Raw genomic sequence first — 17,386 nt, 5'->3', positions numbered from 1 at the left:
CCATTTCTCAGGGAAAATGTAATAAGCCCGCCAGCCCAGGCGGGTCTGTACGAGCCGTCAATTCCCATTGCATTAATATACCACAGAGCAGAAAACGGGCAAAGCCTTTTGACAACAATTAACGTACATCCCACACCCCTACATAAGGAAAGCAAATCCCAAGTCCCCAAGCCAGCGTAAGCATGACGACAAAATAGAATATGAATACAATATCTATAGCCGAATAGCCGATCGCATAATAATACGTTCGCTTGGTTTCATTGGTAAAACCCTTGGCTTCCATAGCAATAGCAATGCGCTGGGCACGCCGAATACTTTGAGCGAGTAGCGGAATCGCATACCTGCGAAGCGTGGCATACATATTCCATTTGGACACATGCTGATGTAAACCTCGAATACGGTGGGCTTGTCTCAATGCCTGGAATTCCTCCACCATCATAGGCATCAACCGCATGGCTGCCAAAAAGCTGTATGCATACTTCGGAGGGAGCTTCCATTGCTGCATCAGTGAATAAAAAAGGTCCACTGGACGAGTCGTTAAACCAAACAACAAACCTACCGCAGCCATACTCAGCGCACGAAAGCCCAGATGCATGCCTCGGTAAAAGCTTTCCTGCGTCACATGGATCAAGCCCCATGTCCACCAGGTCGTCACCCCTTTGCCGAACATCATCATGCCCGTTGAAGTTGAAATAAACACCAATATAAAGGGAGACCCGTATAGCAGCAGCCTCTTCCATGGATGGCCTGACCAGACAAGCAGCAACAGCATAGCACACGCAACATTAAACATGACATTCGGATCATGAATGACTATAACGACCACAAACAGGATGGAAAACATCACGAGCTTTAGGCCCGGATTCACGCGATGCAGCCATGTTTTATGATGGGGAAAGGACAGGTTCATACTGTAGTTCCCCTTTCTGAATCCGCCATGTATCGGTACAATATCGACGGACAATTTCCGGGTCATGGGTGACCATCACAATGGCCGTGCCCGCCGCTCTCAGCTGCTCCAACATATCCAGCATGACAAAGGTATTACGCGCATCCTGCCCAAAGGTCGGTTCATCGAGCAGCAGCACTTCCGGCTCACGAATCATAGCCGTAGCAATACTCAACCGCCTTTTTTGGCCTAACGAAAGCTGATACGGATGCCGCTCGTCCAGCCGCTCCAGTCCGAACTGTACGAGCATCCGATCGACCCGTTCCCGGCACTGTTCAACGGTATACAAGCTCTTGGGTAACGAATACTCTAGTTCCTTTCGTACGGTATGCGCTACAAATTGCAGCTCGGGATTTTGAAACGCGAACCCGATACGCTCTGCCAGTTGTTCTGTACTGCCTGCCTCAATTCCGCGCACGCTATAACGTCCCTGTGTGCGAAGTAAGCGCATCATGGAGAGCAGTAGCGAGCTTTTGCCAGCCCCGTTTTCACCAACCACGCCAATCCAGTCGCCAGGCTTCACCTGCGCATGCTCCACATAAATCACTGAACTTAAACCGCGGAGGCCGCTAAAATGTTCCAGCTCCAGCACATCAGTCCCCGCACCATTCTGTTGCGTCACTGCTTCACTCCAACGTGGCGAAGACGCTTCATTCCATACTCCCGGATACCACACGCCGTACTCGGACAATCCCTGCCGGTGCACATGAAATACTTCTTGGGCCCTTCCATCTGCAATGATCTCCCCTTGAGCAGAAAGCACCACAATCCGATCCACATCATGGACAATTTCATTAATTTTATGCTCCACAATCACCAGTGTCTGGTCTACCGAAATGTTGCGAATGGTATCCCACACCTGTGTAGTGCCTTCCTCGTCCAACAAAGCCGTGGGCTCATCCAGAAAAAGCACTTCTGGCTCCATAGCCAGCACAGACGCAATCGCCAGCCGCTGCTTCATTCCCTGTGACATGCTGCCAATGGGCATATGTATATCATCCGTCGATAGACCCACCTGTATCAGCAGCTCGCGAATACGGGATCGCATCTGCTCCCGGGGAACCTGATTATTTTCCAACACAAAAGCCAGTTCCTCATCTGCATATGACATACAGAACTGCGTATCAGGATCTTGAAATACAATACCTGAGACACTTGGGATTACAGCAGCATCGCATTTCATAGGCACTTCTATCGTGCGTGGAATCAGACCGCTTAACACTTGGAGCAGTGTTGATTTACCGCATCCACTCGGTCCCAGTAGCAGCAGCTTTTCCCCCTTGCGGACAGACAAAGACATATTGTGAAAAAGCAGCTCTTGCTCACCGGGGAATTTCAACCGTAGCCGGGTGATCGAAGCCACCACATCTTCGGTTGCCCGGCTCATCAATCCAGCCCCTTATAATCTTGTTCCGTTGCAGGCCTCAAACTTCGCGTGACTCCGGTTACCTCCAATGCCTTAGCCAGATAGAACGCGAATACCCCGGCAATCACAATACTGCCAATCATCCGAAATCCAATATACAAAACATAGTTCCAAGTCGATAGCTGATCAATATACCCGTAGCTGAAGTCTAAAATCAGAGAAGTGACAGCCGCCCCAGCCGCAGCTAGCGAAGCAACCCACAGGTTTGCGTTCCGATACAGAAAAGCCGCAAAAAACAGCTCCGCTCCCAAGCCTTGCAGCAGGCCATAGTACAAGGTGGACATACCCCATTCGCTTCCCAAAAAAGCACTGACCGTTGCCGCTGCCACCTCTGCCAAAATCGCAACACCCGGCTTGCGAATGATGAGATAAGCAAACGTACCTGCCATAAACCACATGCCATACATCAGTTGCTCGGCGTGTAGACCCAATGGTTTCATCAAATCATAGGCAGGTCCCCATATTTTGTAGATCAACCCGAACACAACAGCGATCACAATCGTGACCAAAATATCCGTCAGTTTCAACCCTTTGGACGCTCTTACAGCAGTATTCATTATTGCGTGCTCCCCTTTTTCCTTATAGTTGGCCTCTTGGCCATGAAAAAAAGCTTGTCTGGAGCTGAATCTCCAGGCAAGCTTTATGCGCAGTAAAAGGTGAAGCACCATACAAAACATCATTCGTCGATATGCCTTATATAACCAGTAGTCTAAACTACTACACTGATACCCAGCCAAGTCAGGATCAAGGTAAAATGCTAGGACATACATTGAATCTATCGACAACCGCAAAAAAAAGCGGCATTCCTGTATAGTGTTCTTGGTTTCTCTACGCTGGCATTACCCAGATCAGATTTCACGGTCAGTGGCAAGGGCCACCCTCTCAGCCTGACTTTCTCAAGCTCCCGACAATGCTTTTTAATTCACTATAATATATACCACATCTATGGCTTTGACAATCCTATAATCCGAAGAAACGTTTAGCCGTTTCCGTCGTCGCGATTTCGATCTCCATCATGCTTCGACCTGTACATTCGGCTATCGTAGCAGCAATGTGAGCGAGATACATGGGCTCATTACGCCCTTCTTTAGGCTTCACAGGCAAATTACGCGGGGTCAAAAATGGAGCATCCGTTTCAATCATCAGACGGTCCAAGGGAATATCTCTGACCAGTTCACGCAGATGCTTCCCCCGCCGTTCGTCGCAAATCCAGCCGGTGATTCCGATATACAGTCCCATTTCTACATACGTACGCAATTCCTGTTCCGTGCCGGTAAAACAATGCACTACCGCTTTATCGACAAGCCCTTGATACTCCCGAAGCATAGCGACAAAGTCCTCATGTGCATCTCGTTCATGCAGAAATAACGGCATTTTCAGCTCACCCGCCAGTTGGATTTGCTCGCCAAACCATCGGCGCTGCACATCACGTGGCGAAAAATCACGGTTATAGTCCAATCCGCATTCCCCTATGGATACGACCTGCGGCTGACCCGCCAACTGGCGGAGCTGCTGAATCGTGTCTGCACTGCAGTCTTTGGCATCATGGGGATGCACGCCAGCTGTCGCATACAGCTTGCCCGGATAACGCGCTGCATACTGAGAAGCTTCCCGACTGCTGCGGACACTGGTCCCGGTAATAATCAGCGGTGAAATCCCTACAGCCGCGGCTCTCTCTACCACCTGTTCCCGATCTGCATGAAACGAACGATGCATCAAGTTCACACCAATATCAATTAACGGTGTACCCCTTTCCATCTCAATCCCTCCCTCGCAAACTACAATCTTGGATCAATCGGCTCTGATTCCAGAGATAGTGCGGCAAGGACGCATTCATGAATACGATCTACCGTATCCTTGCGGACAAAACGTTCCACGCCTTCCATACCAAGCGCTCCTTCCATCAGGGCATGACGCTCCTTTTTGTTCGTTCGACGCTGCTTCAGACGCTTTAAATTCTCAGGGGCAAGATAATCCATACCGTAAATGATGTGCAAATACTTCCGGCCTCTCACCTTGATTGCAGGCTGAATCATCTTGTCCCGATTTTTCATCAAAAAGCGTTCCGGCTTGATCACAATCCCCTCATGACCATCCTCTGTCATCTCGTTCCACCAACGAATGACCTCTTCCTCGCTTGCTTCGTCCGTGATCACGCGATACTCTGTCTCCATAAACAGGGAAGACAGCCCAGCCAGCTCCCGGTTTTGCTCCATATGCCAAATATGAGAATGGTCGAAAAAAGTCTTTCCGCTGTGTGCCAGCGTATGAAACGGTGCGATACGAATCTCATCCAGACCGTCCACATCCCAGCAATATTTTTGAAAAGCCTCTTGAAACGTCACGGCATTCGCGTACTTCTGTTCCATTTCCTCCAACCAGTCTCCAACCTCTCGGCCCGCAACCTTCGCCTGCTTCAGCTTGTCTACCAGCTTACTGCGATCCAGCAGAGCTGCTTCACCCACATGCGCATACTGTGCAGCAATCAATTCCCGAGCCTTGAGATTCCACGGTACAATTTCCGCATCCAGCAACACAAAATCCGTCTGGTTCCGTTCAAAATATCCGGCAGTCCGTAGATCCACATTCAGCTTTTCCAGCACTTGCTTCCCAAGGCTTTGTTCAAAGAAAGCTCTCCCGCTCCGACTGTAGATCGTGCCCAATGTCGGGTAGCCTACATACTCGACAGCGGCCTGTTCGTTTTTGAATAATAGCAAAATAGCCCGGCTACCCATATGTTTTTTCTCGGCCACCATCGTTTGTACCCCTTGCCCGCGATAATAAGCCAGCGCTTCACGCGGATGCTCCAGATAACCTTCCTCTGCAGACACCGCTGGAGCAGGACTCATGGTCGGTGGAATATACACCAGTTCCTCTATCGGTACTGTCACATGTGACACGGCATCTATAGCGGTTTTGACCGATTCTCCTTGAACGCGCACTTCGCCATACGATTCCGTCAGTACACTGTAACCAGCGATGAGCTTGCGTAAATTCGGCGGGGAAAACCGTTTTCTCTGCCACCGGACAAGTGGGCTATCGGGATCATTCGCATAATTCTCATGTGCCGGAACGCTGACAAATTCCTTTTCCGGAAAACGATAAGCGGTCAGCATACCGCCAAATACCACACCCTGATCAATATTCACCGTCTGATTCACAAGGGTAGGCTGCGGTCTAGGATCATGTCCCCATACTACTATTTCTCCCGATTCATGGTCTACGAACCAATCTTTGCGGATTGGTTTTCCGTCTGCATCCTGTCCTTCCGTATCTCCATAACGGCAATAATCAGAAATACGTGCCGACTGTTTACCGATAAAATGATCCTTAATCCCCGCATGAGCCACGACCACGTGTCGCAATCCATTCCTGCCAAAAATAAGATGTGAGGGTGCATGTAGCAGAAAATCCCTTAACTCGCTTCTAAGCTGTTCCGCCGCTGCCTTGCCCGCTTTTTGTTCATACTGGGCCAGTTCCTCTGCAAATCGTTCATCCCCATGACTGAGAGTCACCTTTCTTCCATCAAGGTAACGGCCGATTTTCCAGCCATGATTGCTGTCAATCATATACGCTAGTCCAGCATCCACGTGCTTTTTCCAGAACTGCACCGCTTGTAACGATTTGGGGCCACGGCTCATCACATCCCCGACAGATACTAGTCTTCTGCCATCTGGATGATGGTATAGTCCTTCCGTATCTTCCGTATATCCTAGCCGCTCTATCACTTCCAGCATCTCATGGTAGCACCCATGGATATCACCAATGATGTCAATACCTGAGCCAATCTCATGAAACAGTGGCTGCGCACGGCGAACAAAATTCATTTCTTCTATATCCTTAAGGATATAGCAAGCGTTAAAGCCTTCCTCACGGATCCCACGCAGGTTCCGCTTTAACAGCTGTGCCTGCTGCTTGACCCGTTGGCGGCCACGCGGATGCTCCCTGCCTAAATCACGTTCCAGCAGCACAGCTTCGGATACATCCAGTACCAAAGCCATTACAGGAACATGCGCCTTGGCTGCCAACTGTACATATTTTTGACGGTCCTCAGCATACAAATGGGTGGCATCCACAACCGTCAGCTTATTCAAGCGACAGCGCATAGCCAGAATCGTATCCATCGCCTCAAACGCCTTGGCTGACATTTGCTGATACTCATAGAACAGTACGTCCGATTCCAGTCTTGGAAGTCCACTCCAGTCTATAAATTCCGTATCTCCGACCAGCTTGCGAAAATGATCCGAGGATACCACTTCTGTCTCCAGCAGAATCCCTTCGCTCACCAGCTTGTCTAATAATGTGGTTTTCCCACTGTTGGAGGCCCCCACCAACACAACCAGTCCAGCATGCGGTAAATGAATCGTACGTTTGGATGAATTGCTCATGCTTCCTTCTGCTCCTTTCTGCGCGTAAATATAGCCATTTGGGTCGGTTGTCCAAAGCCTTCGACCTCTTCTCCGATCCCCTTCAGCGCTACCGAATAAGGAGCTTCCACAATCCACTGCTCACATCGTTCCTGAAACTCGCTTCTACTCCATTCAAAACGGTGATCGCCATGCCGCATCTCTTGCTGATTCATACGATACACTTCATTATATTCACGATTGGGAGTCGTCACGATCAGCACGCCCGGCTGATACTCCGTTACAATCGTCTTCATCACCCGGTTCAGACGATGCTCATCCACATGCTCAATGACCTCACATAGGATCATCACATCTTTTCCCCGCAATTGTTCATCATAATAAAAGAGAGAGCCCATCATGGGTGTAGGACTGATCGCATCGGCATGCCTTTCCAGCTTGTTAAAACGCTCCACGGCTCTCAACTGTGCATACGCAGACGGCTCCACCGCCCAAATCTCTTCAACGCCCGTCATTCGGGCCATCCGAGCCGATAGCTTCCCTTCCCCTGAACCCAAATCTACGATTTTCTGTCTGCGAGGCAGCTTGCGAATTACGTCCATAATAGCTTGATACCGCAGCTCATTTAGCCGTACTGTAGGCTGTTGCTTCCCTTCCTCATGTGGCTGTTCTGGCTGTTGAATCTGTTCGTGCTTATCCTTTTGAGCTTGGACAGTATCCTTTTCAATATGTTTTTTAATACCTATTTCATCACAATCAGATTGCTCAAATTGCTCAATCAGATTGGTAAAACGAAGCGTGCGTCGAATGATAAGCTCGCGTAGCGGATGCGCTGACAGCCAGCCTTCACCGTAACGTCTCAGCTTGTCAAACTCTTCTTCACTGATATAGTAGTGCTTATAGTTATCCAACACCGGAATCAACAGCAATAACTGACGTAGCGCATACTGCACCGTCTGATGGCCACTTAACGTGACATATCTGACAGTGCTTCGATTTTTCAGCTGAAAAGAATAGTCTGCTTCCCCTCGTTCTATGTCCACTTGATAGCCCAGCGGAGCAAATAGTCCCTCCACCACAGAATCCGGTAAATCCGAAGCAACAGGCCCAAACGATAACTCCAGCGCGAAAGGATGCGTCACCCATTCTGCATACTCTTCTTTGGGTTTGCCGTTCAGTGCCGTACCAAGCGAGCCACGAATATAGGTGCAAAATAAGCTGCTGGTTACAAACTCCCGGTCATTAATATATTGTGTAATATCATAGCTATCTGGACTGTTTTTGACCAAATCTATCGAATCTGGCGAAGCCTGAATGACGATTTCTGCCTCTTCCTCGGTAAACACGGTGTACACCATGCGTACACGCGCACCCTTTTCCGTGCGATCATACGTATTGTAGGGATTTTTGGCAAGCAAGTGCGAAATCATCCCAGCATTGTTTCCGGTTGCTTTTAGCGTGATGTGCATACTCTACTTCTCCTTCCCAGCTTATACTTTCCATACTTCATTCACCGCAGCGCGGAACATATCATCCAACTGCTGATCACGTCCACTCTCCATATGCTGAAGCAAGGGCGCCTTTTGTTCAAAATAAGCAATTTGCTGCTGGATAAAATCATTCACCACCGAAAGCTGTGGCTCCACATCCAGCTCCTCGCCCGCTTTTTTACGATCAAGCAAATGTTCGATCACCTGATAAAGTTCGGTATGTGCCGGAATGAGTTCCTCTAGCAATTCTACGAATTCCATTGGAGGCATGCTGTTGTGACGTTCAATCCAGCTACAGGCCAGCAACGGGCGCAGCACGTAAAAATACTTTTTAATCTTCACCTGTTCTCCCTGCAAATAATCCCGATAATTTCCCCGCGCCATATTCAGATAATGGTACATGCAGGACTTCGGAGAGAAGGTTAACGGCGAGATCGCACGAATCTGATCAGCCACTGCATATTGCTCCAGATAGGAAATCGGAGATTGCAGCCATTCCAGCAAAGGCGGATTGGATTTGCGAAACAATTGGAGCGCCTTTTTTAAATCCCAGCCGTTTATATCCAGCAAATCGCTGATTGGCCGTTCAATCACATCCCGCTTATCAAAAATAGATAAATACCATTCTATGGGTCTTACATAGATAAATCGTACATCATAGTCACTGTCCTGTGAAGGAAACCCCCACGCCCGACTACCTGATTCACAGGCGTATACAATGCGCACCTGCTCCGCTTGCTCCAACGCGCGCAGCTCACGCAAAATCGTCTCACGCATTTCCGGTTGAATGAAACCCTGCCCATGCTTCATATCCGTCATGTTGTTCCCTCCCTTATCATTAAAGTATTTCCCGAATCTGTTCTCTAATCGACTCCTCCGTTTCATCTATCGATAAGCGGCGAAGACGCTCTGTCGTTTCCTCTCCCCACATCTCAGAAGGCCATTCCTTGAGTACATGAAGTGCTGCATGACGATTGGAGATCACCGGACTCCAAAGTCCGGCAGCAACTAGCTCTTGTCCCATTCCTTCGTAAGAAGACAATAGCTGAAGCAAAATACCCAGACATTGATGCGCTTCATACTCCGGTCCAAAGCCCGGCACATCAGCAGGACCAGAAGCAATTTCTTCCAGAGGCAAGTGCTTTTCTGCAAAAGCCACCAGCTTACGAGCCCGCTGTTCATCCTCTGTCTTGATGAGTTCAAAGTATAGATTAGGCTTGACTGGATATTTACTTAATTGATCAAATAGCACGGGCCATACATCTAGTGCTAGCATTCGAGCTACGCGAATGGCGCAGTGGAGATGCGGTGAATCTGCATACTGCAGTTCCTGCTCTACCGGCTTCACCCACTGCGGATCGTCCATCATCTGCTGGCATATTGACGCGTAACGTTTACGTAATTCCGGCGTCCATTCATGCTCATAACGTGCCTCCCATGAATCGTCTTCTTCATCGAGAAAATCCGCAATATCCATGATGATCGTAAAATGCTTCACAGTCGTACACATGGTCTTAGCATGGCGAAGGTAGTTGCCTATGACCATAGTGGCATGCTCATAATCGTCTATACTTTCCGCAGGTCCGCCTGCTGCCAGCAAAGCCGATAGAATATCACCCGCCCCGTCAAACAACTCCTGATCAATGTGCGGTACAGCGATGGCTGTATGCAGTTCGCCTTTATGAGCACACTCATAAGCAAGATACTCATACATGACATTGTTGCGGAATCCTTCCCTTAATAACCAGTCACGTATTTCCTGCCGCGCAGGCTCCAGCCGTTCTACTACGTGAATACGTCCCCAGCCATGTACCTGTGAGGCTAAATTATACAATTGTTCGTTGGCCTGCTCCGAAATATTACGGATAGCTACAGCTGCATATAGCGTGAATTCATCATGCTTGGCTAGTGTTAAAATAAGTTCGTGGTGCTGATCCGTCTCCAGTAATCCAAGCAGCGCAATACCGACCTTCACCACATTGCGATGTGCTCCGTGTTCAGCCAGCCAACGTGCTTCCTCATACAATCGATCCGGCTGAATTGCTGGATGCTCGCGCACCGCATCTAGCAGCGGATCAATCAGGCTGAGCGCATTTTCCTCCATCAAGCGTACATACGTCTCACGTCTCGTCTTCATCCCTGGCTTGCGGCATTGTCTGGACAACAACTGCGCCAGATCCTTAATTTTGTCAGTCTCTCCATCTCCGACAGCGCCATGATGCCCAAATGCTCCATCCAATCCTCCTGCCACCCAACGCATCGTGTGACCTGCCCAATATTCTTCATCATCTGGTAAATGATCATCCGTAAGCCTGCCCTGAGGGTCCAGTCCCTGCTTAATCGTTTCATAAATCGAAAGCTTACCTACCCATGGATATAACACTTCATTTTTGCGTCGTCCAAACATGTTGCATCACCCTTCTGTTATGTATTGCTTCTTATTTCATCGTGCTATCTTATACTCCTATGATGCTTTATTTTGGAAGTCGTGAACATGGTGAAAGTATTACAAAGATGAATAATTTCCCTTTTTCCTGCATCCCTTCCCTGTTAGAATAAAGGGATACTTGCTTTCGGAGAACGGCAACAGAAACGGGGAATGCATCATGGCGAGAGAAAGTTTTGATAAAGAAATTCAATTCCTGCGTATGCTCACATTAACAAGCGGCGCCTATAATCGGCAGCAATTCGCAGATAGACTGGGCATTTCGGTACATACCTTTGATAAAACAATCCGGCGTCTCAAGGAAATTGTCCAATCGGTACAACAGCAGTTGCCTGCGGAACACGGACATGATTTTAATGAGATGCTGCGCTTTAATTATTACGAATCGGCTGATCCATTATTGTTATTTCTGTTTCGGGCCAAATCGCTCAAGGAATCGGAAAGCGTCCGCTTATCCCTTCTGCTGACAGCGCTACAGTCACAGCCTATGACCACCATGGAACTATTGGATGCTTGCTGCAACGGGCTGCCTTCCGACAGTTCACTACCGGATGAGAAAACGATTCGTTCCGATCTGAAATATCTGGTTGAAGTCGGCGTCGTTCGCAAGGAACCCGGCGGCAGACCTTACCGCTATGCTGTCCGCAACGATCTGGTGACAGAACTGACGGACGAGGAGCTGCTGGACTTATATGATTTTGTAGACATTATGGCCAACACCCAGCTCCCCTCTGTACAGGGATATCTGCTGCGAGATCATCTTAAAAAAGCCATGCGCCGTCAGCTCGGAGATCGGGAGATGGCCGAACCTTTTTTATATAAATACCACTATTATTCACGCATTCTGGACGAAGCCCATATTCATCCGCTTCTACACGCCATTCGGCAACGCCGCTGTGTAACTTTTTTATATTTTTCGACATCCAAACGAAGCATGTACGGGTCACAAAACACAAACCCGCTGTTTGAAAAAGAGACCGACGGCCGTGAACACACCATTCTGCCCCTACAAGTCATCTATGATCATCAATATGGACGTTGGTATATTCTGGGTCATGTAGGCGGTAAAGGAATCATGAAGTTTCGTATGGAGGGCATGACTCAATTGGTGGAGGGCAAGCCTGTACCAGAGCAGTTTCATGCCGATCTGCTAGCGGTGTTGGAAGAAAAAATGCGGTACAGCTGGCTTGTTGATACGGGTCGTCCTGTGAAGGTGCGGGTACGTTTTTTCAATCCTGAGGGCGCGAAGCGCAACTTTATTCGGGAACGTGTGCTGTCACAGGGACAATGGGGTACGATCGCGGAGGAGGAAAGTGAATCCTTTATCTATGAAATCACAGTGAATGGAATCACTGAGATTAAACCGTGGATTCGCAGCTTCGGATCAAGCTGTGAGGTATTGGAGCCTCAGCGGCTACGGAAGGAATTCAGACAGGAATGGAAGGAGCTGCAAGCCTATTATGAGCCTGTTCGAGAAAATATTTAACTACCAGATCGTCTCACGGCTGGATGAATCGGGCGCTTTTGCTACCACATCACAGGAAAGAATTTGGCTCAAATCTATGCTTGCAGACTCGGCAGCGACAGAGGCTTTTACCCCGGCTACACTTGATAAGCTTCGGCAATTACTTGCAGACGACGAGCCGCTGGAGGCCGATGGAAGTTTGCGGGAAAAAGCAGGTATCCCTGCTGTATCGGTATACCATCCACTCTTGCGTGAATTGCGTTCCATTCTGCGATCCCGTTCTGGCATCTGTGTGACCTACAAACTGCGCAACGGACGCTTGCATGAGCGAATGTCCGGTTTTCCATATAAGCTGGAGTTTTCCATGGTCAAAAAAGAATGGAGCCTCCTGTGGTATAATCGCAGACACCGCGCGCTCATGTCTACCAAGCTATCTAATATCGTGAACATCACGGAAGATGAGCTTCTACCCGAAGAGGCCGATAAATTCACCCAACGTATACTCGGTATACTGGAGTCGCGCAAGGAACAGGGCATCATCGAAATTGTTCCTGTATATAACGGTGAAATGTCTCGTATTTTATATGCTTTTTCCTGCTTTGAAAAAGAGGTCGAATATGTTCAGGAAGCAGATACCTATCGTATTACACTCACCTTCCAGGCAGACGAATGTGAATATATGCTATCCAAAATCCGTTTCCTTGGCAAACGTGTCAAGGTCGTCCAAGGCTCACGGCTGATCTCACGAATGAAGGAAACAACCGCCAAGGCCCTTGCACGCTACGAAGAGGAATAGCTACTGAGGCAATATGAGATGCATCCATGTAAATAAACCCTCCCCTCGTCTGTTAATGAGACGAGGGGAGGGTTTATTAAACGAGTTACGGCAAGGCTTGTCCGCGCGCACTGACGTACAATTGATACCATTCCTCGCGGGTCATCAGCTCGCTCTGGCGTTCCGCATCCTGACATGCTTGGATTCGTTCAGGATTGGCGCTGCCAATGACAGGCTGAATCCGTGCTGGATGCTTCATAAGCCAGCCAAGAACGATCGCTTCACGTGTCGTTTCCTTTTCAGAAGCCAGCTTTTGCACCAGCTCTGCCGTCTTAACGACATACTCAGGCGCCCCTTCCAAAGAACCTCCGCTAAAACGTCCCTGCGCCAGCGGTCCCCAGGCTTGGAGCTGAATATCCTCGGTTTGGCAATATTCCAGCAAACCTTCGCCAAAATGTACATTCGTCCCCGCCTGCTGGTTCACATGTACGGTCTGATCTACAAAATGCAGATGGGCCAGGCTCATTTCCAGCTGATTAGCGATCAACGGCTCCGTTAGGCTCCGCTCCAGAAAACGAATTTGGCTTACATTCATATTAGAGACGCCAAAATGCCTTACTTTGCCGGATGCCTTGAGCTCACTGAACGCTTTCGCTACTTCTTCCGGCTCTACCAGCGGATCGGGGCGATGCAGCAGCAGGATGTCCAAATATTCCGTACCGAGGCGCTTCAGGATACCATCCACGGACTCCATAATATGAGCATATGAGAAATCAAAACGGCCCGGGAGCGTACCATCCGGCAGAAAAATGCCACATTTGGACTGAATTACGATTTGTTCACGCAAGCCCGGCTGTCCCTTTAAGATCTGACCGAAAATTTCTTCTGCTTTCCCCATACGATAGATATCCGCATGATCGAACATCGTAATCCCGATGGATCGTGCAGCTTCTACAGCTCTCTCCGCTTCAACGATATGCTCCTGCGTAAACGGCGCATGGCTCCATTCACCACCAAAAGGCATACAACCAAGCGCCAGCCGACTATCGGAGATTCCACGTTTCTGTAAAGGCATAATCTTCATGCTGCTCCTCCTTCAACCCTCAAAATATTCCCTGCTTCATCCACATATGAAGAGTCCGTGGGACCGCTATCACACACCTATTTTACCACTTACTTACGGTCGTGTTCGACAATGCTTGTATTGAGTTCAGTCCTTCCACAGCATACTGAAGAAAGAACTGATTCACCTTAATCGTTATGAAATCCGGGACGAGGCCAAGCAAGGTATTTTTGCGTATATTGGTGGACTTTCACCGCCAAGTTATCATTCATACCGATCGCACTATATAAAAAAATAGACGGAAAACATGTCGTTTCCCGTCCATTTTTTTTATTTTAGTTACTTATTAGACAGCCCTTCTTATATGTAATAATCAATAGCCAACTTCAGCAGATAAAGCGCGAGCAAATGCAGCGGATAAAACAAATAGAAAAAGGTTCGTGGGCCTTTTCCCCTCTCTCCATTATATCGGGATAGCAGAGGGAGTGCAAAAATACAGGCCCCGCCGATCGCAAACGGATAAAGATATTCGTTCATTGTGCTGGCGTTGATGCCCATGATGCTGAGCGAATCGGGAACAGCCCATATAATGATGACTCCGAAAATGAACATAAGCGCAATTATTGCAATAATCCATCCGTTGTAAATCTTCTGTTGTTTGCGAGCGACATAGAAAGCTAGAACCAGTAACACTCCAATTACACTCCAGTCTCCCAAAAAAGAGACTACGCAAAGAGCCGAAATCGCCAAGTATTTAAGTACAGGATTGGTCGTGTTGTCATAGAACCATATTGCCAGTAGGCCCATCAACAACGTTAGCATGATGTTTCCCGAAGTATACCAATCTTTAAATACCAATCCGTAAGGCACCACACTGGCTAGCCCGGTTAGAGCAAGGCGTATTGTATATTTTTTGAAGCTTCTGGTATGGATATATCCTTCGGCTACAAAAAAAGCCATGATAGGCAATGTAATTCTGCCTACCACCTGAAAGCCCAAAAAATCGGCAAAAAATAGCCCTCCAATATGATCAATTAGCATTGCTAATACTGCAATTAATTTTAAACTGGTGGCATCAATGCCCTTCACCTCTGCTTGAACGGATAATCTTTGTTCCATATTCCTCCCCTTTTCTTCCCGAAGGACTATGCCCTCCATATCTATTCTATTCGTAAACAGGTCTGTTCAGGAGGCTCCGGTCTCCCATCTTATCTAAGAGGTGCTTCAACAATTGGCGGGAAACGGGAATAATGCGCCTTGCTTCTCCGGAATTCTGATTGGTTTGAAAAATGATCTCCTTCTTGCTCTTATCTATAGATTCCACCTTCATCAGGTTTACGATAAATGCCCGATGACACCGGAACAACCTGGGGTCCTTAGCCTCAATATCTTTCAGATCGCCGTAAAACTCAAGAGTTCTGTTTTCGGAAACCAGACGGATTTTGTGGGGAACACCGGTTGTTTCAAAGTAATAAATGCTGGAGAAGGAAATTTGAAATTTCGTAAATTTATTGTCGAGTATAAACCAATCATCGACATCCAACACAGGCTTTCTTTGATGGGCAACAGCAAGAACGTCTCTTACCTTTTTTTCCATTTCATCCTGAGTAGCATCCTTGATAATGAAATCAAGAGCTGCTACCTTGTATTGGAAGGTAAGCGGAGACAGATGACCGTGGGTAGTTACAAAGACAATATGCCCATACATATCATATTTTCTGATTTCTTGGGCAACTTCCAGTCCCTTCATCTGGCAACCCGAGATTTCAATATCAAGGAAATACAAGTTATTCGCACAAGCTTTAGATTCAAAAAGCAGGAGATCCGGCTTACTGGTGACAATGAGATTGCTGCAGCAGATGCCAAGTTCCTCGCAGCTTTTACGGACCATCTTTTCCATTATGCGCTGCTGGATAAACTGATCTTCCAGGATAAAAATATTCATGATGTCGCTCTCTTTATAATTAATGTTTGCGTGAAAAAATCCGGTTCCTTTTTGGTATCCAAAGTTACATACTTGTTGCTGCGCAGCACCTTTGCTATATTGTACAAGCCAAGACCCCGATTGTCCGCTTTCGTTGAAAAGTTCCGTTTGTAGAGATCATTCACCTTAATCCCGTCAAGTGCAGAATGATTATAAGAGTTTCGTATCGTCACCGTCTGAATATCGTCTTCATGGATCAGTACAATATTTATGGACGGATTGCAGGTCTCTAATGCCGCATCGATTGCATTGTCCAGGAAACAAGAGATTACTCTGCAAAGGTCTATAATATCCATATACATTTCACTGATACCGCTATCAATTTCCAGTTTTACGTCAACTCCACGCTTCTTTGCCACCAGCACCTTGGATGTAATAATACTCTTGAGCTCACTCACGTCCAGATTAATCAGGTTATCCAGACTATAGGAATATCCGTTCAACTGTGAAGCAGTAGGTTGGATAGAACTCTCATATATCCGCTTGATCATCGACAAATCCCCAGTTCTGATCCCCTCGTCCAGCATTAACAGGATATTGGTATAGTCATGTCTGAAGCCGCGGATGTCTTCGTACATTTTTTCAATCTCCATAATATAAGCCTCCAGCTGCAGGTATTGTTCCGTCTTGTTCTTCTCTAGCTCACGTTCACGCAGGAAGCGATACAGCCAATTGATCGTCATCAGGAAGATGGAGGTCAAGCCGATCAGCATCAACACAATCTTTAATCTGCTTGGATACGGATTGTTGCTTTCACACTCCGAATAGATAATGAGTCCGAGTCCGATGATCCCCAAGACTAAGATTAAAGAAGCTCCGACGATAAGCTTAATCCGATATAGCTTCAAAAGCCTGACCGCCGGAGTAGGAAACAAATAAGACACAAGCTTTCGGAGCGCCAAGTAGATCAGCGGAGGTGAACAAGCGGTTAGGAAGGGCGCCGTCCATTTGTTTTTATATTCATAAGGAACCGCATAGCTGATTACCGTTATGAAATAACCCAGCAGTGTCGTAATAAAGATGGTAAGGATGGCGTAGAAGCCTATGACCCACAAGGATTCATATTTGTCGGTCAACCACCCGTATAATGCCAGTAGCACAAATAGAAATAGGTAAACAATCAGTCCGAAGTTATTCAGAGCTGTTATTCCGATAAAATAATACATGACTAAAAACAGCAGCAGCTTATAATTCATACGGAAAACGCTTAGACCATTGCCGCTGACCATATGATATATTACAAGATAGCTGGTGTATTGCAAAAAATAAATGCCGGATGTAATCATTTTTTGTTCAATTTCCAAACTTTTGGGTTGACTGGTTCATAGAACAACCCGAAACAAATCCCTCCTCCTTCACCTCTTTTACTCATATGCTCCAGTAGCTTAGCCTTGAGTCTCTGGGTATGGTTGTTTCTGTGT

The 17,386-nt window shown here is 47.5% G+C and carries 14 protein-coding genes and 1 riboswitch; of the genes, 2 read left to right on the top strand and 12 right to left on the bottom strand.

Annotated elements, in window-relative coordinates:
* Positions 1 to 118 precede the first annotated feature (118 nt).
* The 8 genes from NSQ57_RS04750 to NSQ57_RS04715 all read right to left on the bottom strand — a co-directional run bounded on the left by NSQ57_RS04750 (position 119) and on the right by NSQ57_RS04715 (position 10,639).
* On the bottom strand, positions 119 to 910 hold the full coding sequence (locus NSQ57_RS04750; RefSeq protein ID WP_039272469.1) for an energy-coupling factor transporter transmembrane component T: 792 nt from the start codon (positions 908 to 910) through the stop codon (positions 119 to 121).
* Positions 885 to 2,336 (bottom strand): ABC transporter ATP-binding protein, encoded by a 1,452-nt coding sequence (locus tag NSQ57_RS04745; RefSeq protein ID WP_342425692.1) that lies wholly within the window; start codon positions 2,334 to 2,336, stop codon positions 885 to 887. Before NSQ57_RS04745 ends, NSQ57_RS04750 begins: the two co-directional genes overlap by 26 nt.
* Complete coding sequence (locus tag NSQ57_RS04740) at positions 2,336 to 2,932, bottom strand: ECF transporter S component (protein ID WP_029517589.1); 597 nt, start codon at positions 2,930 to 2,932, stop codon at positions 2,336 to 2,338. The genes NSQ57_RS04745 and NSQ57_RS04740 overlap by 1 nt, the downstream gene beginning before the upstream one ends.
* A gap of 249 nt (positions 2,933 to 3,181) precedes the next feature.
* Positions 3,182 to 3,293: riboswitch (TPP riboswitch) on the bottom strand.
* A gap of 42 nt (positions 3,294 to 3,335) precedes the next feature.
* Positions 3,336 to 4,133 carry a TatD family hydrolase gene (locus tag NSQ57_RS04735; RefSeq protein ID WP_029517590.1) on the bottom strand — a complete coding sequence of 266 codons (798 nt, stop codon included), beginning with the start codon at positions 4,131 to 4,133 and terminating at the stop codon, positions 3,336 to 3,338.
* A 20-nt stretch (positions 4,134 to 4,153) separates the two neighbouring features.
* The gene (locus NSQ57_RS04730; protein WP_342425691.1) at positions 4,154 to 6,763 is read right to left on the bottom strand and encodes a polynucleotide kinase-phosphatase; all 2,610 of its coding nucleotides are present in this window, start codon (positions 6,761 to 6,763) and stop codon (positions 4,154 to 4,156) included.
* Entirely contained in the window at positions 6,760 to 8,211 is a 1,452-nt protein-coding gene (locus tag NSQ57_RS04725) for a 3' terminal RNA ribose 2'-O-methyltransferase Hen1 (protein ID WP_165150001.1), read from the bottom strand. The genes NSQ57_RS04730 and NSQ57_RS04725 overlap by 4 nt, the downstream gene beginning before the upstream one ends.
* 21 nt (positions 8,212 to 8,232) lie before the next feature.
* Positions 8,233 to 9,051: a nucleotidyltransferase domain-containing protein gene (locus NSQ57_RS04720; protein WP_029517593.1), complete on the bottom strand. Its 819-nt coding sequence runs from the start codon at positions 9,049 to 9,051 to the stop codon at positions 8,233 to 8,235.
* 19 nt (positions 9,052 to 9,070) lie between these two features.
* Entirely contained in the window at positions 9,071 to 10,639 is a 1,569-nt protein-coding gene (locus NSQ57_RS04715; RefSeq protein WP_029517594.1) for a hypothetical protein, read from the bottom strand.
* A 199-nt stretch (positions 10,640 to 10,838) separates the two neighbouring features.
* Between NSQ57_RS04715 and NSQ57_RS04710 the strand changes: the two genes are divergently transcribed.
* Entirely contained in the window at positions 10,839 to 12,164 is a 1,326-nt protein-coding gene (locus NSQ57_RS04710) for a WYL domain-containing protein (protein ID WP_029517595.1), read from the top strand.
* Positions 12,139 to 12,939, top strand: coding sequence for a WYL domain-containing protein (locus tag NSQ57_RS04705; RefSeq protein WP_340931420.1), 801 nt, complete (start codon positions 12,139 to 12,141; stop codon positions 12,937 to 12,939). Before NSQ57_RS04710 ends, NSQ57_RS04705 begins: the two co-directional genes overlap by 26 nt.
* Before the next feature lie 85 nt (positions 12,940 to 13,024).
* Here the strand turns inward: NSQ57_RS04705 and NSQ57_RS04700 are convergent, their stop codons facing one another.
* The 4 genes from NSQ57_RS04700 to NSQ57_RS04685 all read right to left on the bottom strand — a co-directional run bounded on the left by NSQ57_RS04700 (position 13,025) and on the right by NSQ57_RS04685 (position 17,251).
* Positions 13,025 to 14,002 (bottom strand): aldo/keto reductase, encoded by a 978-nt coding sequence (locus NSQ57_RS04700; protein WP_342425690.1) that lies wholly within the window; start codon positions 14,000 to 14,002, stop codon positions 13,025 to 13,027.
* A gap of 339 nt (positions 14,003 to 14,341) precedes the next feature.
* Complete coding sequence (locus tag NSQ57_RS04695) at positions 14,342 to 15,100, bottom strand: TraX family protein (RefSeq protein WP_029517598.1); 759 nt, start codon at positions 15,098 to 15,100, stop codon at positions 14,342 to 14,344.
* A 46-nt stretch (positions 15,101 to 15,146) separates the two neighbouring features.
* The gene (locus NSQ57_RS04690; protein ID WP_029517599.1) at positions 15,147 to 15,926 is read right to left on the bottom strand and encodes a LytTR family DNA-binding domain-containing protein; all 780 of its coding nucleotides are present in this window, start codon (positions 15,924 to 15,926) and stop codon (positions 15,147 to 15,149) included.
* Positions 15,923 to 17,251: a GHKL domain-containing protein gene (locus NSQ57_RS04685; protein ID WP_029517600.1), complete on the bottom strand. Its 1,329-nt coding sequence runs from the start codon at positions 17,249 to 17,251 to the stop codon at positions 15,923 to 15,925. The genes NSQ57_RS04690 and NSQ57_RS04685 overlap by 4 nt, the downstream gene beginning before the upstream one ends.
* Positions 17,252 to 17,386 lie beyond the last annotated feature (135 nt).

Source organism: Paenibacillus sp. FSL L8-0502 (assembly GCF_038593055.1).
Lineage (GTDB): Bacteria > Bacillota > Bacilli > Paenibacillales > Paenibacillaceae > Paenibacillus > Paenibacillus polymyxa_D.
Note: the sequence above shows the minus strand (reverse complement) of the source record. Positions and strands in the feature narration are given on the sequence as shown.

What these genes read in the sequence shown, in the direction of transcription:
- NSQ57_RS04750 (WP_039272469.1), bottom strand. Translation starts at nt 910, where the DNA reads ATGAACCTGTCCTTTCCCCATCATAAAACATGGCTGCATCGCGTGAAT.
- NSQ57_RS04745 (WP_342425692.1), bottom strand. Translation starts at nt 2,336, where the DNA reads ATGAGCCGGGCAACCGAAGATGTGGTGGCTTCGATCACCCGGCTACGG.
- NSQ57_RS04740 (WP_029517589.1), bottom strand. Translation starts at nt 2,932, where the DNA reads ATGAATACTGCTGTAAGAGCGTCCAAAGGGTTGAAACTGACGGATATT.
- NSQ57_RS04735 (WP_029517590.1), bottom strand. Translation starts at nt 4,133, where the DNA reads ATGGAAAGGGGTACACCGTTAATTGATATTGGTGTGAACTTGATGCAT.
- NSQ57_RS04730 (WP_342425691.1), bottom strand. Translation starts at nt 6,763, where the DNA reads ATGAGCAATTCATCCAAACGTACGATTCATTTACCGCATGCTGGACTG.
- NSQ57_RS04725 (WP_165150001.1), bottom strand. Translation starts at nt 8,211, where the DNA reads ATGCACATCACGCTAAAAGCAACCGGAAACAATGCTGGGATGATTTCG.
- NSQ57_RS04720 (WP_029517593.1), bottom strand. Translation starts at nt 9,051, where the DNA reads ATGACGGATATGAAGCATGGGCAGGGTTTCATTCAACCGGAAATGCGT.
- NSQ57_RS04715 (WP_029517594.1), bottom strand. Translation starts at nt 10,639, where the DNA reads ATGTTTGGACGACGCAAAAATGAAGTGTTATATCCATGGGTAGGTAAG.
- NSQ57_RS04710 (WP_029517595.1), top strand. Translation starts at nt 10,839, where the DNA reads ATGGCGAGAGAAAGTTTTGATAAAGAAATTCAATTCCTGCGTATGCTC.
- NSQ57_RS04705 (WP_340931420.1), top strand. Translation starts at nt 12,139, where the DNA reads ATGAGCCTGTTCGAGAAAATATTTAACTACCAGATCGTCTCACGGCTG.
- NSQ57_RS04700 (WP_342425690.1), bottom strand. Translation starts at nt 14,002, where the DNA reads ATGAAGATTATGCCTTTACAGAAACGTGGAATCTCCGATAGTCGGCTG.
- NSQ57_RS04695 (WP_029517598.1), bottom strand. Translation starts at nt 15,100, where the DNA reads ATGGAACAAAGATTATCCGTTCAAGCAGAGGTGAAGGGCATTGATGCC.
- NSQ57_RS04690 (WP_029517599.1), bottom strand. Translation starts at nt 15,926, where the DNA reads ATGAATATTTTTATCCTGGAAGATCAGTTTATCCAGCAGCGCATAATG.
- NSQ57_RS04685 (WP_029517600.1), bottom strand. Translation starts at nt 17,251, where the DNA reads ATGATTACATCCGGCATTTATTTTTTGCAATACACCAGCTATCTTGTA.